Consider the following 21,312-nt stretch of genomic DNA (forward strand, 5'->3'; position numbering starts at 1 on the left):
GACGCACCGTGGCTCGTCATACTGCATCATTCAGAACCAGGTTGACGAACCGGCTCTCGAACGAGAATAGCTGATAAATTTGCCTAAATCACCCAGTAGCGTGATCGCGCAGCAGAAAGAGGGCCGGAGCATGGAATTGAACGACGTCATGCGCACTCTAGCGAAGAACTGGCTGATGCTGCTCGCATGCACACTCGTGGGAGGCCTCATCGGTCTTGGAGTGACCTCTGTGACGCCGCCGAAGTATCAGTCCACCACAGAGCTATACGTTTCGGTGCGGAGTGGGGACGCAGCGGCCACGGGAGACCTCGTCCAAGGAGCCAGCTTCGCACAACTGGCGGTGACCAGCTACATCGATGTGACTACCAGCGCCCTCGTGCTGGAGCAAGTGGTGGATGAGTTGGATACGGAGCTGACAGCCGAAGAGTTGGAAGAGGCATTGAACGTTTCCTCGCCCTCGGAATCTGTGCTTATCAATATCACGGCCACCAGCGACGACCCACAAACAGCGGCCGCCATCGCCACCACCACCGGGAACGTTTTTTCCCGGGTGGTGGAAGATCAGATTGAGGTCTCGAATGCAGACGATGAGAGCCTTGTCCAGATCCACACGATCGATCCGGGGACACCACCGGAGCGTCCCAGCAGCCCGAACCTCAACCTCAATATAGTCCTGGGAATGCTGGTGGGTGCGGCAATCGCTGTGGCTGTGGTACTAGGCCGCAAGCAGCTGGACACACGCATTCATTCCGCACGCGACGTGGAGCAGGTGACCACGGCCCCGGTGCTCGGGAGATTCGGGCAAGATGCAAAGATCAGTCAGCGACCACTGATCGTTCACGAAGAACCGCATAGTGTCCTTGCGGAAGCTTTCCGCAAACTAAGGACCAACTTGCAGTTCCTCGGCGCCGACGCGGAAGAGCGGGTCTTCGTGATCTCCAGTGCCGTCCCTGGCGAAGGTAAGACTCAGGTCGCTACCAACCTGGCCATCGTCCTTGCCGAGTCAGGAGCTCGGGTGACGCTGGTTGATGGGGACCTGCGCAAGCCAAAGGTAGCTGACGTGATGGGTTTAGAGGGTGCGGTGGGTTTGAGCGACGTGCTCATCAATCGCGCCGAACTGAGCGATGTGGTTCAACCCTGGGGCGTCGAGGGGCTGACGGTGCTAGCCTCTGGGCAAATCCCACCAAATCCCAGTGAACTCCTCGGCTCTCCCACGATGCGACACGTGCTGAAAGATCTGAGCGAAGACGCAGACTACGTTCTAGTCGATGCCCCTCCTCTGCTGCCTGTCACTGATGCGGCAGTCGTATCCGCCTCCGCGGCCGGCACCATTCTCGTTGTCGCCGCTGAGCGGACAAAACGACCGGAACTCGCCCAAGCCATCAGCAATCTGGACAGCATCGACAGTCGGCTCTTGGGCATCGTTCTCAACGGACTGCCGACCAAGAGTTCCGATCTGGCCCAGACCAGTACCTATGGCTACAAAGAGTCTCCCGTATCCCGCTCAGGGTGATCGGGATGAAGGATTAAAGAGGAGGGACCAGATGAGACAATCGGACCGATCCGGGGTCTTCGCACCGCCGACACCTGCTTTCGTGATCGATGTACCTATCCTTGATGACTTCGTCAGTCGCTTCCAACAAGCTCTGGACAAGCATTGGCCGAACTCAATACTTTCGTACTCGTTCAAGACGAATTCGCTTCCCTGGCTCGTGTCATTCATGCGCGACCGGGGGGTGTGGGCCGAGGTCGTGTCAGACACCGAGTACGAGTTGGCCCTCGCCTTAGGATATGCACCAGATCGAATCGTCTACAACGGTCCAGTCAAGAGCCGCGCCCTTCTGCGCTACGCGCTTCAGGGAGACTCGATTGTCAATCTCGATGCGAAGCGTGAAGTCACGTGGACCGCTGAGTTCGCTCGCGAACATCCAGAGAAGGAGCTGGCCGTGGGTCTGCGCGTCAACTGGGACCTAGAATCTCTCTGCCCCGGTGAAAGCACCACAGGAGATGAGGCCAGCCGCTTCGGGTTCAATGCCGACAATGGCGAGCTGGATCAGGTGATTTCGGAACTGACCTCTGCTGGTGTGCGAGTCGCCGGGCTTCACATGCACCGCAACTCCCGTTCGCAGAGCCTGGGCGTATACAGGGCAGCCGCATCAGTCGCCGCCGATCTGACGATTTCCCGTGAGCTCGACCTTGAATGGATCGATATTGGAGGAGGCTTCTTCGGCAGTAAGGAGGCTTCCCCTACATTTGACGACTACGTGGCAGTGGTCCGGGAGACGTTGGGTCACGCAGTCGACCCACAGCGGACCCGTCTCATAGTCGAGCCAGGTGGTTCTCTGATCGCCGTCCCGGTGGAATTTCATGCCAGCGTGGTCGACGTCAAAGATGTCGGCCCCCATACGTTCGTTGTCACGGACGCGAGCCGGACCAACATCGACCCGCTGTTCCGTCGCCAGCGCCGATTCGAGACCCGTCTTGAGACTAAGGCGACTGAATCTCGCCCAAAGCAGATCATCAGCGGCTTCACCTGCATGGAAGATGATCGCCTCACGCGGCTGACCGATGCGCCCGCGCTGGAGCCCGGCGATCGGATCGTCTTTTACAAAGTTGGTGGGTACACGATGTGCTACCAGTCGCAGTTCATTGAGTACTTACCTGCTGTCTACGTGCGACAGGGGGAGACACTAACTCAGGTGCGTCACAAGTGGGGCGTCAACGAATATCTGCAGGGCAGCCGCTGGTATGAGAACGGCGAACTTATGGGCGCGGCTGCTCTCGGAAGTCCGGCCACCACTCGTAAGACTCCGGCCGGCCGCACCGCCAATTCACCTGGTTGAGCGTGCGCGAGCGGACTTGTGGGCTTACTTTTCTGCAGCGGCACTGAGGACGGTGAATTCCTCCCGGCGGGCGGTCGTGACGTTGAGTTCGTATTCCAGGAGGGATGGGATGTGATCCAGCCCCGCCGCGGAGCGGATGAGGGCGGCCGGCAAGTCCGCTCCTGCACGATGGCAGAAAGGGTACCCGCCACCCAGACGCGGGTTGATGTCAATCACCAGGGGCTCTCCCTCGGCGGTCTCCCGGAAATCGACGTCGATGGCTCCGGCGGGACGGAGCAGGTTTCCGATCCCGCGCATTGCGCTGTGGAACGGATTGGGGGATACAGTGGTGGCGACATCTGTGTCACCACCACGCATCTGATCCTTGCGTCGTGCCAGCACGCCCAGCATCCGAGAACTTCTGTCGACAGCAAACACGCCGTCCACCCCGTACTCAATACCGGGCAGCCACTTCTGGACCACGACCGAATTCGGGCCATTCTGAGCGGGGCGCCCGTCGTCGCCGAGGGCTGTTCTTGCAGACTCCGCGACGGCTTGGCCGAGGTCTGCTGCGGTGGCGAAATGCAAGCCCGTGGAACCGCTTCCGAATCGGTGCTTGACCACGAACCGGTCACCTGGCGCCGCGAGCTCGAGAAGTGGTCCGAGTTCACTCCCCAACCGCGTGACCGGAGTGGGTATTCCATACTCTTCCAGTGCGATCGCCATGCGGTACTTATCCAGCACCATTGATTGGGTGGTCTTTTCGAGCACAAGCACAGCCCCGTCGAATTCGCGGAGTTCGTCTGCTAAGCCTTGAGAGAGGATCTGCAGCTCATAGTCATTGAGGGACAGGAAGAGCTCCGGCCGCTCGCGATCGAAATAAGTTCGCATCGCATCGCGGTAACCCTGACTGTTGTAAGCGGGCATCGGGACGGACTGGTCTGCGAGACTCAAGCTCGGACTGGCGGTCCTGTACTCCATTGCGACGACCTCGCCGACGAGGCCCTGGGCGCGCAACCCTTCCTGGAACCACTCAACATAGTGAGCACGGCGACCGGCCGACGCGATGACGATCTTCATGCGTTGATCTTTCCCACTCGTGTGCCTCTCAACCCTCGCGCTGCAGATTAGTTGGCATTCTATCGGCACCTGCCCCAGTTGAGTTGTGGCCACCGGACTGCAGCTGCCCAGAGGATGAGTTCCCCTGCGGATCACCGCAGAGCTGGTGCGGGTGGCCGTACCTGCGACTAAAGGCTATAGCCCCCGCATCGCAGCGGACGTAGCGTCAAGGAAGCATTGATCGGTTGATACTGGTGTATCGAAGTGGAGCTAGGCATGAAACTCAAGAAGTGTGTCACCTTGATGCGGGCAACTCTGGACCATAAGCTGCGCAGCCGGGATGATCTGGCCCGGCTCAATGGAGGAACTCTGCTTGGCTCGATCCCCAAGAAGTCATCGGGGCAGGGCTCTTCGCTGGTGTCAGAACTGCGCCTGGACGACCCTCGCGGGGAGGCCTTCCGTCGGTTGTGGACTGAACTTCGCTTCGCGCAGGTGGACGACCCCAACCCGGCCATCTTGGTGACCTCCGCACAGCCCAAAGAAGGAAAGACCTCCACAGGCATCAACCTGGCGATCACGGCGGCACGTTCTGGCAACCGAGTAGCACTGGTGGACGTCGATCTGAGGCAGCCAACGGTCGCCTCTAAGCTTGGTCTCGAAAACTCGGTGGGACTGACCACAGTGCTTCTCGGGGCCGCGGACCTCACCGAACTGTTCCAACCCTGGGGAACCGATGAGCTCTACGTGCTCACCGCAGGCAAAATGGTCACCAACCCGCTCGGGTTGCTGGATTCCCGGGCCATGAGCACGCTGATGAACCGGCTCAATGCCGAATTCGATATGGTGATCCTCGACGGCCCACCGGTGCTCACTGCGGCCGATTCCCTGGTGTTGGCGAAGCACGTCGGGCAGTTACTGCTGGTGACCGCCGTGGGCGAGGTGCGGGTCAATCACGTGGAAGAAGCTTTGAGGGCCCTCAGCGCCGCTGAGGTCCCGACCGGAATCGTCCTGAACAAAGTGCCAGGCTCAGCCGCCGAGAGTGCCCACCAAGTACGGCACTCCAGTTGGTCAGCCACGCTACGAGATGTGCAGCCTACCGACCTTCAGCTCTGGGACCTCGCCTCGACGCCGAGGGCTCATGCCTGGGCTACCGAATACGAACATCTGGCCCCCCCGGAGGGTCTCCACACAGCAACCAGCCATGTTAGGAGTCAGCCATGAAGATCGGTGTGCTAGCCAGCGTGGGGGAGATGGTGGATTGGTTCTTCTCCGACATGATCGCCTCATGGGCGGGGGCCGGACATGAGGTTTCCGTCGCAGCGGGTACCGGCACAGATGACGGGACTGGTTGGGTCATAGAGGGACTGACCCGGCGCCCCGGCCCTGGCTCTATGCGTGTGTGGTCCGGACTCCAGTCATGGACGCAAGAGGAGCAGCTCGACGTTGTGCTGACCAACACGGCTACCGCTTCGGCCCTGGCCCGGACCGCGCGGCTTCCGGTACCGGTGGTCTACTTCTGCCATGGGCTGCACTGGAATGAGGGAAGAAGTGCTTCTGACCGCTTATGGCAGTTGGTGGAGCGGGTGCTTCTGTGGAACACCGCTGGAGTGATCACTATGAACTCCGACGATTACTCCTGGTTCGGCCAACGCTTCTGCGCAGACCGAATACTGAGACTCCCCACCGGCGTCGGACTGCGACCGGCTGCCTACCCACGTGTGCCGCCCCCTGATGTGGACGAAGCTATCGAAGGGAACGTGCTCCGATTGGCATGGATCGGGGAGTTCAGCCACCGCAAGCGTCCCCACCTAGCCATCGACATCGTCGAAGCACTGCGGCGGGACGGAGTAGATGCCACGCTGACCATGACTGGTCAAGGATCGGTGTTGCTATCGACCCGCGAACTGATTCGCCGTCGCGGACTCGAAGACCATGTTGACGCCACAGGGCCCGGCGACTCCGCAGAAATACTCGCCGAAAGCCATGCACTCATCCACACCTCAGCGTGGGAGGGGCTACCACGTGTGATGCTGGAGGCGTTGGCCGTAGGTCGGCCGACCTACGCCTTCGATGTAAAAGGGGTGCGCGACATTCCTCAGGCGGCCCTCTTTCCCGAGGGTGAGGCGGGACTCTTGGCCCGCCGCCTAGCTAAGGACTGGAAGTCGGGAAGTCTGCTGGAGCCGCTCAAATTCGATCCACACACGTTGGACTTCTCCCACTCCGCGGAGGCCGTCCTGACGTTTCTTGAAGAGACTATAAGCCGGAGGCGGCGGGGAGATGCGATTGGGACGCGCTCACCTGCAGGGGCCCGATCACGAGGGGCGACGGTCCCCTTTAGGGCGTCATGAGCGCCTCAGAACCTCTGGTCTCCATCGTTATCCCCGTCTTTGACGGCAAGCAGCATCTGGCAGAGTGCTTAGACTCAGTCCGCCACCAGTCGTATTGGAAACTAGAGATCGTCGTCGTCAATGACGGATCCACCGACGGAACGGAGCGGATATTAAGTGAAGCCGAGCAGCAGGATGACCGCATCGTGGCGATCCATCGATTCAACGGCGGGGTCTCCACCGCCAGGAACGCTGGCCTCGATGCCGCGACCGGTCAGTGGGTCATGTTCGTCGATGCCGATGACATAATGCATGATCGGTTGCTGGTGGAGACGATCGTGCGTGCGGGTGAGCCCAACGTGGACCTGATCTGGTTTGAAGCCACCAGCGATAAGCTCCCGTCCACAGGCGGCAATCAGGCGCTAGGGAGGGCGGAGGGGCCGGAGAGCCTCGCCTCCCGGGCCCAAGACTTCGCCCTCGACGGCGCTTCCCTGGCCGAGCTGATCGCCAGCGAGAGCCTCAACGCTCTCTGGGACAAGGCATACCGCCGCGAGGCCATTGTCAGGCGGCACTGTCGATTCAGAGAAGGGATCAGAATGGGCGAGGACCTGTTGTTCAATCTTGCTTACGCGCGCCTTGACGCCCGGGTGCGGTCGATCCCAATCACCGGGTACTTCTACAGACGGACCAATACGGAGTCCGCGACCAGACGCTACTTGCCGCAGAAGTACACCGATCTCATGGCGGTCTCCGACGACGTGTGCGCATGGGCCCACCGGCTCGGTGTCAACGAAGTTCGGGGTGCTGCCGAGTACATCCGGGCCAAGAATGTCATCTCCTGCATCAGGGACCTCCACCACGAGGACTGTGAACTTTCTTACCAGGAGCGACTTGCCACCGCCCAGTGTTACAAGTCCCGAGTTCCTACCGTGCGCGCTCATGGGATCGGCACGAAAAGGCGGCTGCTGGGAGAGGTCTATAACTTCCTCGGATTCCGCACGGTCTTTCATCTGACCCGTCTGCTCTTACAGTACCGATGAGCGCCGAATGGAGTCTTATGGATCAGGGATTCACAGTCCTCGTGATCTGCACCGGCAACGTCTGCCGCTCGCCGTTGGCGGAAAGGCTGCTCCAAGACGGATTCGACCAGTCAGCTCCAGGGCAGTTCGTCGTTAGTAGTGCGGGAACCTCCGGATTGATCGGCTGGGACGTCGAACCCAAGATCGTTGAGATCGCAGCGCGCCACGGAGTCTCCATGAGCGGCTTTAAGGCCAGGGAGGTGACGGCCCAGCTCGTCCGTGAAGCAGATCTCATCCTCACCATGACCCGCGACCATCGCAGCAGCATTGTGCAATTGGTTCCAGCGGCTCTAAGGCGGACTTTCACGCTCCGCGAGTTCGAGCGGATTCTTCCGCAGGTGCCAGCTGAGACTGCCGCCGAACCATCCCAAAGATGGCATTCATTAGTCGCGTTGGCTCAACGTCACCGGCGCCGCCCAGAGAACCCGAGCTTCGACGACATCGTTGACCCTTATGGCTGCAGGGACAAGGTATATGAGCAGATGGCAGCTGAACTGGTACCCGCCGTGAAGGCATTAGTGGAGTGGGAGCGCGCTCGCGCAGAGGATGCGTCGTAGCGCCATGATGGAGGGAGCAGGCTCGCCTCGTTTGACAGTCCGCAAGACGGACGGTCAGCGAGGTTACGAACGAGTCATATCCCCGTTCACCGGCGTCGTATCTTCGGAGCCCAAGCTGCTCTCTTACGCACCTGCGCTAGAGGTAGCAGCCGGGTAAAGGCAGCATACAGCTGGGGTTGCAGCGGAAGATCCCATGCACCCATGTACTCATGAACGTCGGCTCCCATACCGGCTTTGAATCTCACAAGTCCCACGGTTGGATCATGTTCTTCGAGCGTGTCAGCGACTCCACCGAGGTCGAAGAGTTCGGCGCCATCAGCGATCGCCTGTCGGATGAGGGCCCACCACACTGCGTTTGAGGGTCTGATGCCAGTACGCTCCGTACTCGTCGCCGCGAAAAGACTCTGGACTAGGCTCCCGACCTGGGCCGTAGCACTGGCCGCCACTGCCGAGCCCTGAAAGTGAGCTACTTTCAGGTTGAAGTACCCCGGAAAACCGTTGCCGAGCGACTCCCACATCGCCTCGAAATGGGCGCGCGGGTGGGCTGGGAACTTCTGCCGGCGTGCGGTCTCGCTGTAAAGCCGGTGAACATCTTCAAGATCATCACGCGAACCGGACGTGACTGCAATCCCGCCCCGCTCGGCCTTACGCACGTTGTGCCGCCAGGATTTTGACGTCCCATCCAGCACCTCCTGTTCACTTCGTCCGGCGAGGTCCAACCAATAATTGAAGCGCGGATAGGTAGCACTGGTGCGCTTCTCAGCGGGCGCCTCGCGCCACCCGGCAGCGCCCAGTGTGCTGACCAGGCTGATGCCACTCAGGTTAACTTCGGTGGCTTCCATAGCGGAGATGCGGGTGATATCAGGGTCCGCCAACCCTGCCTTGACAGTCGCCGCATCCCACTTTCGCAGACTAACCATCGGAGTGATCCGCACTCCGAAGACCCCGCGCGAACTCAGGTAAGTCCTCAGGGCCTCCAATTGCTCGGACAGATGCGGGCCCGTCCAGTCAAGGAGGGGGCCCTGAGGAATAAAGACGAACCACCGGCTCAATCCGGGCAGCTGCCGGTAGCGGAGCACGGCGGCGGCGCAAAGCTGTGAAACGGAATCGAACCAACCAATAAGGCGCGGTTCCCATTCTGCACTGCGCGCATCACCCCATTCAGGGGTTTGCTGGTAGCTGGCGTCTGGATACGTGCGAAGAAAGCGCCAGTATTCGTCCCTCGAGATCTCCCTAATGATGTACACATGCTCAGAGTAACCCCGTTTCGAGCCTGCGAACCGGGACCTTGCGGGCACTAGCGCCGAGATTGCGGGAGTCCGCCTGGGCGCGCAGAATCCCATCGTGATGCCGAAGACTGACTGCAAACGTATTGACGCCGATACCCACCGTGAACAACTCTTAACGCACAGCTACATAGGTGAGGTGCTGCTGAAGAGGTGGCAGACATCAGATTCACCAGGCACGCCACACGGCTTGCTTACCACAGACGCCCTCCGGCGGCGGCGACCCCCTGCCCGCCGTCGGAGGGTCTGTGTAGCAGCAATGACAGCCGGAGTGTCGACGAAGTTGCGCGGTCGATCGCCCGAAAGCAGAGTCGCGGACCACCAACCACGCCAACATCGCATAGTGTCGATTCAACAGTCTCCCTACTACTGAAGTCGGCGTCGTCGTCACCCCATGAATGATTACTGGTTGCAGAATGCGCTGAAGGCACTTGAGGTCACTCGAGCTGCGGATTGCCCTCCATTGGAGTTCCTGTCTGTGGAATCTGGTGCCGCCCCGAAGTGGACCGAACGCGCCGATGCGCTCGGCACCGGTGCCGGCGTAGTCGTGCGCACCTCCGGCTCTACCGGAACCCCGAAACAGACCCTGCTCTCCTGGGAGGCGCTAGAGGCATCCGCCGAAATGACAGCCCAGGCCCTGGGCGGGCACGGCCAGTGGTTGTTGGCCCTCCAGCCCAGCTATGTGGCCGGCCTCGCAGTTCTGTCGCGGAGTCTCGTGGGCGGCACTGAGCCGGTGAGTCTGTTGGAGCAGACCACAGACCCGGACCGATTCAGTAAGGCAGCTGAGCAGCTCACCGCAGACCGGCGCTTCGTCTCCTTGGTCCCCACCCAGCTCCAGAGACTGCTCACCCGCCCCAGCCAACGGCTGCTTGCGGCGCTGCGCCGCTTCGATGCGATTCTCCTTGGTGGAGCCCCCACAAATGCTGAGTTGTTCGACCACGCCCGTGGGTTGGACCTCAACGTGATCCGTACCTACGGTATGGCAGAGACCTGCGGCGGCTGCGTCTATGACGGGTACCCGCTGCCCGGGGTGACTGTGGAGTTGGGCACCCACGGGCGGGTACTCCTGTCCGGGCCCATGGTGGCCCTGGGCTACCATGAGGACCCCGAGCTTACCGCTGAGAAGTTCGAGTGGGCGCCCGACGCCCGATCGCCTCAAAGCACCCCGCTCCGGCTCGAAGAAGCCGACGACCACCAGGGCCGGCAGCGGCGGTTCCGCACTGATGACCTAGGTGAGCTCAGCACCCAGCGCGCCACCGAAGTGGACACTATCGCCCAAGTCAGCGGCGCTGGACACTCCGCCCAGATCGTGCCGCGACTGACCGTCACCGGCCGAGCAGACTCGGTACTCATCACCGGAGGCGTTAAGGTCTCCGCCGAGGAGATTCGTCGTGCTTTGGAGTCTCACCCCAGTGTCAGAGAAGCCTTCGTAGCCGGGGTCGACGATGCCGAGTGGGGACAGAAGGTAGTTGCCGCTGTGGTTTTCTCCACCGCCTCCCGCGGCGGCAATGTCTTCGAAGAGCTCGATCAGTTGATCAGTGACCGGTTGAGCCCCGCCGCTGTGCCCAAGCACTACGAGTTGCTGGGCGGACTGCCGCTACTGCCCAACGGTAAGCCCGACCGCCAGGCGCTGATCGAGATGCTGGAGAGAGGTGCCGCCCATGGCCAAAACCCGTGAATGGGTGACCGGAGCCCGACCCCGTACGCTCCCCATGGCAATCTGCCCGGTGCTCATCGGTGCCGCCGCAGCCTGGCCGCAGTTCTTAGGGCCGTTGGACTTCGCTACCGTGGACCGGTTGCAGCCCAACGTCAACGCGCAGCTCCCAGTGGTCGCGCTGCTTGCGCTGGTGGTGGCTCTCGCGCTGCAGGTAGGGGTGAACTACGCTAACGACTACTCAGACGGGGTGCGCGGGACCGATGACGTGCGGGTAGGCCCCCAGCGACTGACCGCCTCCGGGGCGGCAGCACCAAAGCAGGTGAAGTACGCAGCCTTTGGAAGCTTCGGGGTCGCGTGCCTAGCCGGCCTGGGAATAGTGCTGCTGACCCAAGCCTGGTGGATTCTGGTCGTAGGAGTGCTCTGCGTGGTCGCCGCGTGGTGGTACACGGGCGGAGCGAGGCCGTATGGCTACCGCGGGCTGGGCGAAGTCATGGTGTTTGTCTTCTTCGGCCTGGTCGCCACTCTCGGCACGGCCTTCGCCATCACGGAGGTGGGGCGAGTCCACGGCTTCGTCGTGGAGTTTCCTGCGGTGACTGCGAGTATCGGCGCGGTATCCCACGGGCTGATCGCCTCAGCTCTGCTGATGGCCAACAATGTCCGGGACATCCCTACCGACGCTGAGGTCGGAAAGAACACGCTGGCGGTGCGCTTCGGTCAAACTGGCGCGCGGTTGGCCTACTGCCTGATGGTTGCCTTAGCCGTGGCCCTGCCCCTCACCCTCGTTGGTGAGAGCGCATGGTTCTGGTTGGTCGTCCTGGCCTGGCCCGTGGCGCTGCCACCGCTGATCACCATGTGGCCGTGGCGCAGCCCCAGGCCAAAGGGCGTCACGCTCATCCCGGTGCTCCAACAGACAGGAAGTCTAGGCTTGGCCTTCGCTGTCGCCTATTCGGCTGCGCTGCTGCTCAGTGTCTAACGGCCCCGGCATCAGGCTCATCGACTCTCCAGGAGCAGACGGACCAAGTCCTCGGCAATCCCCTGTCTTCCGTGCTCGGCGCGCAGCTCCTCGTCCATGGAGTGCATCCGCAGCTTGAGGATGGCCCCAGCGTCCTCGTCGTAATAAATTGCTCCCAGTTCCCCGCCGTTCCCGGGGTTGTTGGGAAACTCTCTTTCTACCGTATGGATTTCCGTTCCGTGGACCTGGATCGTCTGGACCTCCTGAACCTGTTCCGGAAGATCTGTCTGCTCTAAGAAAGCGGCCACGGTCTCTTCAGCGTGCTCCACGGATTCGGTGACCATGAGTTGCGCCTCGGGGGCCCAGACCGGCCTTTCCGCTGCTCGTTGATCTTCGGCGCGCCCGAGACTGCACAGGTACCGGTAGCTGTCCTCGGTTGCGGGCTCGTTTCCGTAGGTCGTGGTGGGGCGGCCGTACGAGCCGAAGCCGGAGAACCTGAATTGGGTGACCTCACCGAAGAACTCAGGTTCCTGGGCGAAGAGGAGACACTCATCGGTGAACTCTTGGACCGGAGCGTGTTGGCCGAAACCCTGCGATTCCGGCCACGCCTCGCTGGTAAGAGTGATCCATTCCTGCGGAATGCTCAGTTCCTCCTCCGCCGCTTCTGGATCCTCCTCATCAGGCGGCTCACCCTCCTCTTCCGTCGGCTCGTCCGACGCAGGTGAGTCTGCACCGGTTTCGGTGTCTTCGGCGGTGGGAGGGAGGGCGCTGGTTTCGGGGGCCGCAGTTGGTGAGGGCGGGTCGTTATCATCTGATGCAACTGGATCGCCGCAGCTGGCGAGCGCAAGTGTAGCGAGCAAGAGTGCACGGTACGACATTGCGCATCGCATAACCCAAAGTCTTTCAGATTTGCACTCGCAAATCAATAGGGCGAGGGAGGTTCAGGTTAAGGTGTTGTCCGTCTCCGGATCCTCTCCATCTTCTTTGTTTTTTCGGTTTTTCTCCACCTCTTCGAGGCGGGCTTCAAGCATCTCTATCCTCCACCGATCGTCAGCGGCGAGATTCACCTCGGACTTGGAGGGGATACGGTCCTCGATCTCCTGAGATGCCTGTGAAGCCTCGAGCTCTTCTATGCGTTTCCTGAGTTTCTTCACTTCTTCGCTGTCCGAACCGGTAGTCAGGGGACGTCCAGTGGCCATACTGACCACCTGGGTGAGTCCGAAAATCAGGATGGCAACGATGACGATCCACGCAAACCATGGCATACCACCAGATTAGCAACTCAACCTTTGGCGAGACCCTCCGTATGCTGACTGCCATGCAGGAGATTGAGACCGAGGGCATCGGACAGATGCAACGGTTTTACCGCCACTTCGCCGACGTGGAAGCGGCGCCGGTGTCGCCGCTCTACGCCGAATGGGCGAAAGCGGTCGCGGATGATCCCGCCATACTTGAGCTGCTTCTGGAGCTTGAAGCGCAGAAGCGTCAGCCGAATCTGCTCTTCGCTGCTGCCAGGGTCCATGGTGTGCCGCTGGTGCCGTGGAGTCAGGCGCGTCAGGTGCTCCAGGCTCGATGGGGGGCTGTGCGCGCAACCATGCGGCAGCGCCGCACTCAGACCAATGAGGCGGGCAGGATCGCCGTATTGAATCTGGCGTTCGCGCGAATCGCGGCTGAGACCGGAGAGCCTCTGGCGCTAATTGAGGTTGGCTGCTCCGCAGGGCTGTGCTTGTATCCCGATGCCTGGCCGACTCGGTACACCTCAGATGCCGATACCACCCTGCTCAGCCCGTCGGGGAGCCTCACCTCAACTGTGGAGCTGAGCTGTGAACTGCACGGTCTGCAGCCCCCTGACCGCCTCCCAGAGGTGGCGTGGAGGGCGGGGATCGACCTCAATCCGCTGGACCTCACCATAGGACTGAACCGACAGTGGCTGGAAGCCCTGGTCTGGCCCGGAATGGAGTACCGGGTGGAGCGCATCAGAGCCGGCGCCCAGTTGGTGGCGGCATGTCCGCCGGTGTTGAGCACAGGTGACCTCAATGAGAAGCTTCCTGAGGTGTTGGCCCAAGTGCCGGACTGTGCCACCCCAGTGGTGTTTCACTCGGCGGTGCTGGCCTACCTGTCACCCCAGGAACGGGAGACGTTTGTGCACCAACTGCGCGGAACCGGTGTGCGCTGGGTCAGCAATGAAGGACCAGGGGTTCTCCCTGAGATCGCCGAGCAGCTTCCTGAGGAGGACGCCGTAGGCTCAGGATTCATCCTTGCCCTGGATGGCCGGCCCTTGGCCCGCAGCGGCCCCCACGGTCAGTACCTGGAGAGTCTCAGGAAGGCTTCCGAGCCAGCACAATGATCTCCGGGGAGTCAGTCTCCCACGGGGACCGGTCCCAGTCTCCCCACGTCTGTTCCACACTGAAGCCAGCCCGGTGAAGGGACTCCCGCAACACCGCAAGAGGCCGGTAGCGCAAGGGCTCATCGGCTGTGAGGTGCCTGCCGTCGGGAAAAATGTTGTGGCCGCGGGCAGTGATCAGTGGGCCGTCGGCGTCGTCGTGCGCTATCTCCACCACCTCTAGCCATGAGGTGAACTGGCCGCCCTCCGGGTGGTCCTGGGTTTCCTCGGTCGACTCCTTGTCCCAGGAGTCATGATCGAGTCCATGCGGGTTGCGTGACTCAAATGTCAGGAAACCTCCGGGCTTCAGGGCGCGGAAGGTCTCCGTCAGAGCCCGGTCCCAATCCACCCGGAAGAGGAAGTACTGCGCAACATGCCCCATCATGACGGCAGCGTCGAATACAGCGGGCGTCACCTGGGAGGCGGTCCCGTGGATGAGCTCCACACGGCGCTCCACCGACGATTCCCGCGCCCGGCGGAGCGCGGTGCGGATCATGGCGCCAGCCGGATCGACACCCGTGACATGGAGCCCATCGCGCGCCAGACTCACGGCGAGCACTCCGGTTCCGCATCCGATATCCAGCACCCGACGGGCACCCTGCTCCAGTATCAGATTTCGGTAGAAGTCGAAGTCCCACAGCCCCTGATTCTCCACGTCGTAGAGCTTCACGAACTCCGCATCCTCTGTCCACGGATGGGGCAGGGCGTGCGGCATGGGATCCTCGGACATGGCGTTAACCTACCGTGGGCGACCATGGGTAGGTGACGGCCAGGCTCCTATGGTGTGATGGACCAATGACTTCACCGGCGGATCTGATCATCAACTGGGACGTGGCGCGATCCACTGCATCACGTCTGGTTCCGCCGGGGCCGTCGCTCAGTCCCGCCGCAGCAGCCCGGGAAGTCGCTGACGTGCGGCAGGCCGCGGCCGAAGCTGTCGGGTATGTCCATACGATCACCGGATTGAGCGCTGCCGAGGGACTGGGTGAGGATCAGAGGGATGTCCTGGTGGTGGATCGACCTGGCTGGTCCGCGGCCAACACAGAGAGTTTCCGCAAGCTTCTCAGGCCCGCCTTGGATGCCGTCGCGGAGAAGAAGCCGCAGCTGGTGTCCGAAGGATCCAGCGCGCAGGTGTTCGGCTCCGCCGCTGCAGGCGCCGAGCTGGGTGGGATTCTGGCCTTCCTCTCCGCCAATGTGCTCGGACAGTTCGACCCCTTCCACTCCTCGGAACATGCCCCCGGGGGCCGGCTGATGCTCGTCGCCCCCAATATCGTAGAGATCGCGAAGCAGCTCAATGTGGACCGCAGCGATTTTCGGCTCTGGGTCTGCCTGCACGAGCAGACCCACCGGGTGCAGTTCGCAGCCGCACCCTGGTTGCGGGATCACCTGATGTCTTCGATCAGCACGTTGTCGAGCTCCACCCTGGGCCGGGCTGACGGCCTTCCGCAGCGCATCGTGGAGGCAGTCAAGAGCCTGCGGCAAGAGATGGGCCAGCAGAAAGTCAGCGATCAGCACGACGCCGCTGCCGGGGTCCCTGCCCGGAATCGGCTGCTTGAGGTTCTCCAGACTCCCGAAGACCGGGAAATCATGTCCCATCTCACCGCTGTGATGAGCCTTCTGGAGGGTCACGCCAACGTGGTCATGGATGCAGTGGATGATTCGATCGTTCCGACAGTCAAGACAATTCGACGCCGTTTCGAACAACGTGGCAAGAACCGCTCTCCGTTGGAGAAGATCGTTCGCAAGCTGCTGCAGCTGGATGTGAAGGCTGCCCAGTATCGGGACGGCCAGAAGTTCGTGGGACATATCGTCGAGACCATCGGTATGGAGCGCTTCAACACCATCTGGGACTCCCCGGAGCACCTGCCTTCCGAGGAGGAGCTGCACAACCCCGACACCTGGATCGAGAGAATGGGCTACACCCCCAAGGGGTAGGTCACCGCAGATGTCAGGGGCCCCATCAGCGTGGCACGCAGCTCGCAGAGCCGTCGGCGAGATGCTCGATCCACACGGGCTCAACCTCGTGGCGTGCTCCGGCGGAGCCGACTCTTTGGCACTGGCCACCGCAGCCGCCTGGCACCACCACCGCGCCACCGGCCCCTCGGCGGCTGCACAAGTCGGCGGCGTTGTGGTCGACCACGACCTCCATCCCGACTCTGTGGAAGTCGCCGGTCGGACGGTGAGCCAACTCAAGAAACTTGGATTGGAGCCGGTCAGGATCTATTCGGCGCATGTGGATCCAGAATCCCCGCTGGGCCCCGAGGCGGCGGCGCGGACCGGACGTTATCAGGCATTTCGCAAAGCGATGGTGGAGCTCGGTGCCTCCAGGATCCTGCTGGCGCACACTAAGGACGACCAGGTGGAACAGGTCCTGCTTGGCCTGGCTCGTGGTTCCGGAACCCGTTCCCTGGCCGGTATCCCCTCGGCCCGCGGCCCCTTCCGCCGACCGCTGCTGAACCTCAGCAGATCGGACACGGAGGCCATCTGTGAGCACTATCAGCTGCAGTGGTGGAACGATCCGGCCAATGCGGACCCCAGATTCCTGCGCTCTAAGATCCGCACCGAAATACTTCCCTATCTGGAGCGGGAGCTCTCAGGCTCCCTCCGTGAATCATTGGCCCGCACTGCGAAAATTGCAGCCGACGACGCCGACTACATGGAGTCCCAGGCAAAGGACATATTCCCGGTCCTGTTGGAAGACCCCGACCCAAACGGTGCACTGCGGCTGAAGCTGAAGGCCCTGCGGGCGGAGCCGCCTGCCATACGTCGCCGCGTCATCGCACTCGCCGTAGCTGCCGCCGGGGGAGCAAACCCCAGCTTTGAGCGGCTCTCCGCTGCGGAGAAACTGGTGACCGGAAGCCGCTCCACAGGTCCAGTGGAGATGGAAGGACACATTCGTATCCACCGCGGTGCGCGGCAGACGCCGGACTATGGAAAACTGGTGATCGTTCCGCCATCAGGGTGAGAACCGTCCGCCGAATGGTGGGCGCGGCTGAGACCAAGGAGTACTGCGGAGCCGATGGATTCCCAGGACGTCTACGACGACCTCGAAGAAGTTCTCTACACCGCCGATCAGATCCAGGCTCGTGTCGACGAGCTTGCTGCCGACATCGATCGTGACTACGCCGACAAAGACGTGCTCATCGTGGGCGTGCTCAAAGGCGCGGTGATGGTCATGGCGGATCTGTCCCGCGCGCTGACCTCGCACATCACCATGGACTGGATGGCCGTCTCCTCCTATGGATCCGGCACTAAGTCTTCCGGCGTTGTGCGTATCCTCAAGGATCTCGATGCGGACCTGATGAACCGCCATGTGCTGATCGTGGAAGACATTATCGATTCCGGACTGACTCTGAGCTGGCTCAAGGCCAACCTGGAGTCCCGCGGACCAGCTTCAGTGGAGATCTGTACGCTGCTGCGCAAGCCGGAGGCCGCCAAAGTGTCGATCGACGTGAAGTACGTCGGGTATGACATCCCGAACAAGTTTGTGGTCGGCTACGGTCTCGACTTCGCTGAGAAGTACCGCAACCTCGACTGCATCGGCATCCTCGCTCCGCACGTCTACGAGTAAGGACCCTCCGCCTGAGGCGAACTTCGGGCACTCCGGCTTAGCTGGCGTCGTTCTGCTCTAGTACCGTGTAAAACTGACCCTTACCCTGTGTTCGCACGCGCGCGACGGAGCTCAATGAACTTCAAGAAGATCTTTACCGGGCCGCTGTTCTGGATTCTCCTGGCAGTGCTGATCCTGCTTGTGGCGGTGCCCGCACTGTTCAGCTCATCCGGTGCTGGCCAGCGGGTAGACACCAACGTGGGCATGGAGCTGATCGAGGACGGCGACGTTACCGAGGCCCGGATCGACGACGGCGACTCCCGGGTTGATCTCACATTGGCCGACTCTTTCGAACTGGACGGCACTGAGTACGAAGACGCCGTGCACTTCCACTTCTCCCAGGCGCGGGCGGAAACAGTCGCCGAGTCTATCGCCGGGGCGGACCTGGATGGGTACACTGACGAGCCCGAACAGTCGAACTGGCTGCTGTCGATGCTCGGGTTCATGATCCCATTCCTGATCATCGCCGCGATCTTCATCTGGCTGATCCTGCGAATGTCCGGCGGCGGGTCGCGGGTCATGCAGTTCGGCAAGTCCAAGGCCAAGATGTTCGACAAGGACATGCCGCAGGTCAACTTTCAAGACGTCGCCGGAGCTGAGGAGGCCGTCGAGGAGCTTCACGAAATCAAGGAGTTCCTCTCGGAACCCGAGAAGTTCCAGCGCCTGGGCGCCAAGATTCCCAAGGGAGTTCTGCTCTACGGTCCGCCCGGAACCGGCAAGACCCTGCTGGCAAAAGCAGTTGCCGGTGAGGCCGGCGGCAGTTTCTACTCCATCTCCGGATCCGACTTCGTCGAGATGTTCGTGGGCGTGGGTGCCTCACGAGTGCGCGACCTTTTCAAGCAGGCCAAAGAGAACTCCCCGGCCATCATCTTCGTCGACGAGATTGACGCCGTGGGCCGCCAGCGAGGTGCCGGTGTGGGCGGCGGCAATGATGAGCGTGAGCAGACGCTGAATCAGCTCCTGGTGGAGATGGACGGCTTCGACGCCAACGCGAACATCATAGTCATCGCTGCCACCAACCGACCCGATGTGCTGGACCCGGCACTGCTTCGTCCAGGCCGTTTCGACCGGCAGATCCCCGTGGAGGCCCCAGACTTCAACGGTCGTCAGCAGATCCTGCACGTCCACTCCAAAGGCAAGCCTATGGTGCCTGACCTGGACCTGAAGCAGGTGGCCCGGAAGACCCCCGGCTTCACCGGTGCTGACCTGGCCAACGTGCTCAACGAGGCCGCGCTGCTGACTGCCCGCTCCAACGCCGACCTGATTGACGATCGTGCCATCGACGAGGCTATCGACCGGGTCATGGCCGGCCCGCAGAAGCGCACCCGACTGATGAAGCACCACGAGCGTCGGGTTACCGCCTATCACGAAGGCGGTCATGCACTGGTCGCAGCAGCACTGAACTACTCTGCGCCGGTCACGAAGATCACCATCCTGCCCCGGGGGCGTGCGCTGGGTTACACCATGGTCATACCCGAAGATGACAAGTACTCCACCACACGAAACGAGCTGTTGGACCAGATTTCCTACGCCATGGGCGGCCGCGTAGCTGAGGAGATTGTCTTCAGGGACCCATCCACCGGCGCTGCGAACGACATTCAGAAGGCTACCGACACCGCACGTCGCATGGTTACTGAGTTCGGTATGAGCGCGCGGGTGGGCTCAGTGAAGCTCGGCTCCGGCGACTCCAGTCCCTTCTTGGGCAAGGAGATGACCACCGGCAAGGAGTACTCAGAGGACCTCGCCGCCATCATCGACTCTGAAGTCCGCAGCATCATCGACGAAGCCCACGACGAGGCCTACTGGGCTTTGACGGAGAACAGGCACATCCTGGATGTGTTAGCCGAAGAGCTGCTGCGGGTGGAGACCCTCAACGCCAAGGAGGTCGCCGAGATCTTCACCGACGTGACCAAGCGACCAATCCGCAAGGTCTGGGAGTCCAGCCCGGACCGCCCCCTGGTGATTGAAGGTGAGAATGGCTGAGCTGCCGGTTTCCGATCTTCAGTGGCCGATTGTTCCGCTCCAAGTCCGGAGAATGCTCCGTGTCAGCGGCATTTTCGGCCATTCAGCGCACCAGTTGCCGGAGGGAGGGCGTGGTGGATGAGGTGAGCGACGTCGTCGACCTGCCACGCATCGAGGCAGCAGTCCGCGAGATCCTGCTGGCGATCGGAGAGAACCCCGAGCGCGAGGGCCTGAAACAGACGCCCGCGCGAGTGGCTCGGGCCTACGCTGAGGCCTTCAAGGGCCTCCACGAGGAACCGGCCGACCTGTTGGGCACCACCTTCGATATCGGCCATCAGGAGCTTGTGCTGGTTAGGGACGTTGCTTTCTACTCAATGTGTGAGCACCACCTGGTGCCCTTCTACGGCAAAGCTCATGTGGGTTACATTCCCGCCGAGGAGGGGAAAGTCACCGGATTGTCGAAGCTTGCCAGACTGGTGGACATCTTTGCCAAGCGCCCCCAGGTGCAGGAGCAGCTCACCACCCAGATCGCTGATGCGCTGATGGAGCATCTGCAGCCGGAGGGCGTGATTGTGGTGATCGAGTCCGAGCATCTCTGCATGTCCATGCGCGGAGTGTCGAAACCCGGTGCGAAGACCGTCACCTCGGCAGTACGAGGCGCGCTGCGCAACGCTGCGACCCGTGCTGAGGCGATGAGCCTCATTCTGCGGAACTGAGTGTCCACATGACGCGCATCATGGGCATCCTGAATGTGACCCCGGACAGCTTCTCCGACGGTGGACGCTTCCTCTCTGAAGCTCAGGATGGGCCCGTGGCAGTTGAGGCCGCATTGACCGAAGCCCAGCAGCTGCTGGCTCGGGGAGCTGACATGATCGACATCGGCGGGGAATCGACCCGACCGGGTGCTGACCCTGTGCCCACAGAGCTGGAGCAGCAGCGAATCCTCCCAGTAGTGGAAGCTCTGCTCAGCCTCCCAACAACATTGTCAGTGGACACCCGGCACCCCGACACAGCAGCGGCAGTCCTGGACCTCGCAGGGGATGGGGCACCGGATCTGATCGTCAACGATGTCTCCGGCCTCCTCACAGCGGATGCGATGCCGCGCACGGTCGCTGACTTCGGGTGCGAGGTCATCCTGACGCACAACAGGGGAGACGCCCGGACCATGCAAACGCGTGCCAAGTACCGTGACGTGGTCGGTGAAGTGATAGCTGAACTGAAAGCGATCCGCCAGCCGTACCTTGACGCGGGGGTCCCCGCCGAGCAGATTGTGCTGGATCCCGGCATCGGGTTTGCCAAGACACATCAGCAGAATTGGGAAGTGCTGCGGCACCTGTCGAAGTTCACCGAACTGGGTCACCGTGTACTCCTGGGGGTTTCGCGCAAGGGCTTCCTGGGGGAGCTCCTGGCAGATCCCGAGGGCACTCCTCGCCGCGCAGCTGAGCGCGAAGCTGCAACCGCCGCCCTGAACCTCCATGCAGCGAACGCCGGGTGCTGGGCCGTCCGGGTTCACGACCCGCGCCCCACATCAGATGCGTTCGCAGTGCTCACGGCACTCAGTTAGGACCGCCCCGGCACCCACAGTCCGGTTCAGAGCTGCACGCTTCAATCCTGGCAG

20 protein-coding genes are annotated in these 21,312 nt (G+C 61.8%); 15 read left to right on the plus strand and 5 right to left on the minus strand.

What is annotated here, in order from left to right; translation table 11 throughout:
* The first annotated feature begins 130 nt into the window (after positions 1-130).
* Both D3250_RS05470 and D3250_RS05475 read left to right on the plus strand, forming a co-directional pair.
* Positions 131-1,513 carry a tyrosine-protein kinase domain-containing protein gene (locus D3250_RS05470; protein ID WP_119902388.1) on the plus strand — a complete coding sequence of 461 codons (1,383 nt, stop codon included), beginning with the start codon at positions 131-133 and terminating at the stop codon, positions 1,511-1,513.
* Positions 1,514-1,544: 31 nt separating this feature from the next.
* Entirely contained in the window at positions 1,545-2,843 is a 1,299-nt protein-coding gene (locus D3250_RS05475; RefSeq protein WP_119902389.1) for a type III PLP-dependent enzyme domain-containing protein, read from the plus strand.
* A gap of 24 nt (positions 2,844-2,867) precedes the next feature.
* Here the strand turns inward: D3250_RS05475 and D3250_RS05480 are convergent, their stop codons facing one another.
* Positions 2,868-3,902: an ATP-grasp domain-containing protein gene (locus tag D3250_RS05480; RefSeq protein ID WP_119902390.1), complete on the minus strand. Its 1,035-nt coding sequence runs from the start codon at positions 3,900-3,902 to the stop codon at positions 2,868-2,870.
* A 255-nt stretch (positions 3,903-4,157) separates the two neighbouring features.
* Here D3250_RS05480 and D3250_RS05485 point away from each other — a divergent pair, with 255 nt between their 5' ends.
* The 4 genes from D3250_RS05485 to D3250_RS05500 are packed head-to-tail and all read left to right on the plus strand — an operon-like array spanning position 4,158 to position 7,844.
* On the plus strand, positions 4,158-5,102 hold the full coding sequence (locus tag D3250_RS05485) for a CpsD/CapB family tyrosine-protein kinase (RefSeq protein ID WP_119902391.1): 945 nt from the start codon (positions 4,158-4,160) through the stop codon (positions 5,100-5,102).
* Positions 5,099-6,229, plus strand: a complete 1,131-nt coding sequence (locus tag D3250_RS05490; RefSeq protein ID WP_119902392.1) for a glycosyltransferase — start codon at positions 5,099-5,101, stop codon at positions 6,227-6,229. The genes D3250_RS05485 and D3250_RS05490 overlap by 4 nt, the downstream gene beginning before the upstream one ends.
* Positions 6,226-7,248 carry a glycosyltransferase family 2 protein gene (locus D3250_RS05495; RefSeq protein WP_119902393.1) on the plus strand — a complete coding sequence of 341 codons (1,023 nt, stop codon included), beginning with the start codon at positions 6,226-6,228 and terminating at the stop codon, positions 7,246-7,248. The genes D3250_RS05490 and D3250_RS05495 overlap by 4 nt, the downstream gene beginning before the upstream one ends.
* 17 nt (positions 7,249-7,265) lie before the next feature.
* A complete protein-coding gene (locus D3250_RS05500; protein ID WP_158583080.1) occupies positions 7,266-7,844 on the plus strand; it encodes an arsenate reductase/protein-tyrosine-phosphatase family protein in 579 nt (192 codons plus the stop codon).
* An 86-nt stretch (positions 7,845-7,930) separates the two neighbouring features.
* Here the strand turns inward: D3250_RS05500 and D3250_RS05505 are convergent, their stop codons facing one another.
* Complete coding sequence (locus D3250_RS05505) at positions 7,931-9,091, minus strand: lipid II:glycine glycyltransferase FemX (protein WP_158583081.1); 1,161 nt, start codon at positions 9,089-9,091, stop codon at positions 7,931-7,933.
* 433 nt (positions 9,092-9,524) lie between these two features.
* Between D3250_RS05505 and D3250_RS05510 the strand changes: the two genes are divergently transcribed.
* Together D3250_RS05510 and D3250_RS05515 are read left to right on the plus strand one after the other, a co-directional pair.
* Positions 9,525-10,808 (plus strand): AMP-binding protein, encoded by a 1,284-nt coding sequence (locus tag D3250_RS05510; protein WP_119902396.1) that lies wholly within the window; start codon positions 9,525-9,527, stop codon positions 10,806-10,808.
* Positions 10,792-11,760: a 1,4-dihydroxy-2-naphthoate polyprenyltransferase gene (locus D3250_RS05515; RefSeq protein ID WP_119902397.1), complete on the plus strand. Its 969-nt coding sequence runs from the start codon at positions 10,792-10,794 to the stop codon at positions 11,758-11,760. The genes D3250_RS05510 and D3250_RS05515 overlap by 17 nt, the downstream gene beginning before the upstream one ends.
* A gap of 17 nt (positions 11,761-11,777) precedes the next feature.
* Here D3250_RS05515 and D3250_RS05520 read toward each other — a convergent pair whose 3' ends face one another.
* Together D3250_RS05520 and D3250_RS05525 are read right to left on the minus strand one after the other, a co-directional pair.
* On the minus strand, positions 11,778-12,617 hold the full coding sequence (locus tag D3250_RS05520) for a hypothetical protein (RefSeq protein ID WP_119902398.1): 840 nt from the start codon (positions 12,615-12,617) through the stop codon (positions 11,778-11,780).
* Between the two features lie 63 nt (positions 12,618-12,680).
* Positions 12,681-13,004 carry a hypothetical protein gene (locus D3250_RS05525; protein WP_119902399.1) on the minus strand — a complete coding sequence of 108 codons (324 nt, stop codon included), beginning with the start codon at positions 13,002-13,004 and terminating at the stop codon, positions 12,681-12,683.
* Between the two features lie 53 nt (positions 13,005-13,057).
* Here D3250_RS05525 and D3250_RS05530 point away from each other — a divergent pair, with 53 nt between their 5' ends.
* On the plus strand, positions 13,058-14,086 hold the full coding sequence (locus tag D3250_RS05530) for a DUF2332 domain-containing protein (protein WP_225973172.1): 1,029 nt from the start codon (positions 13,058-13,060) through the stop codon (positions 14,084-14,086).
* On the opposite strand, the gene D3250_RS05535 is transcribed toward D3250_RS05530, so the two are convergent.
* Positions 14,058-14,852, minus strand: coding sequence for a class I SAM-dependent methyltransferase (locus tag D3250_RS05535; RefSeq protein ID WP_119902400.1), 795 nt, complete (start codon positions 14,850-14,852; stop codon positions 14,058-14,060). The two genes, D3250_RS05530 and D3250_RS05535, sit on opposite strands and share 29 nt — an antisense overlap.
* Positions 14,853-14,917: 65 nt before the next feature.
* Here D3250_RS05535 and D3250_RS05540 point away from each other — a divergent pair, with 65 nt between their 5' ends.
* The 6 genes from D3250_RS05540 (at position 14,918) to folP (ending at position 21,258) form a co-directional block, all read left to right on the plus strand.
* Entirely contained in the window at positions 14,918-16,057 is a 1,140-nt protein-coding gene (locus D3250_RS05540; RefSeq protein WP_119902401.1) for a zinc-dependent metalloprotease, read from the plus strand.
* Between the two features lie 10 nt (positions 16,058-16,067).
* Positions 16,068-17,087, plus strand: coding sequence for a tRNA lysidine(34) synthetase TilS (tilS, locus tag D3250_RS05545; protein WP_119902402.1), 1,020 nt, complete (start codon positions 16,068-16,070; stop codon positions 17,085-17,087).
* Positions 17,088-17,141: 54 nt separating this feature from the next.
* Positions 17,142-17,693: a hypoxanthine phosphoribosyltransferase gene (gene hpt, locus D3250_RS05550; protein WP_119902403.1), complete on the plus strand. Its 552-nt coding sequence runs from the start codon at positions 17,142-17,144 to the stop codon at positions 17,691-17,693.
* Positions 17,694-17,807: 114 nt separating this feature from the next.
* Positions 17,808-19,715, plus strand: a complete 1,908-nt coding sequence (gene ftsH / locus D3250_RS05555) for an ATP-dependent zinc metalloprotease FtsH (RefSeq protein WP_119902404.1) — start codon at positions 17,808-17,810, stop codon at positions 19,713-19,715.
* 113 nt (positions 19,716-19,828) lie between these two features.
* Entirely contained in the window at positions 19,829-20,410 is a 582-nt protein-coding gene (folE, locus tag D3250_RS05560; protein WP_225973173.1) for a GTP cyclohydrolase I FolE, read from the plus strand.
* A gap of 8 nt (positions 20,411-20,418) precedes the next feature.
* On the plus strand, positions 20,419-21,258 hold the full coding sequence (gene folP, locus D3250_RS05565) for a dihydropteroate synthase (RefSeq protein ID WP_119902405.1): 840 nt from the start codon (positions 20,419-20,421) through the stop codon (positions 21,256-21,258).
* Positions 21,259-21,312: the final 54 nt, after the last annotated feature.

It is taken from the genome of Nesterenkonia natronophila (genome assembly GCF_003595215.1).
Classification (GTDB): domain Bacteria; phylum Actinomycetota; class Actinomycetes; order Actinomycetales; family Micrococcaceae; genus Nesterenkonia; species Nesterenkonia natronophila.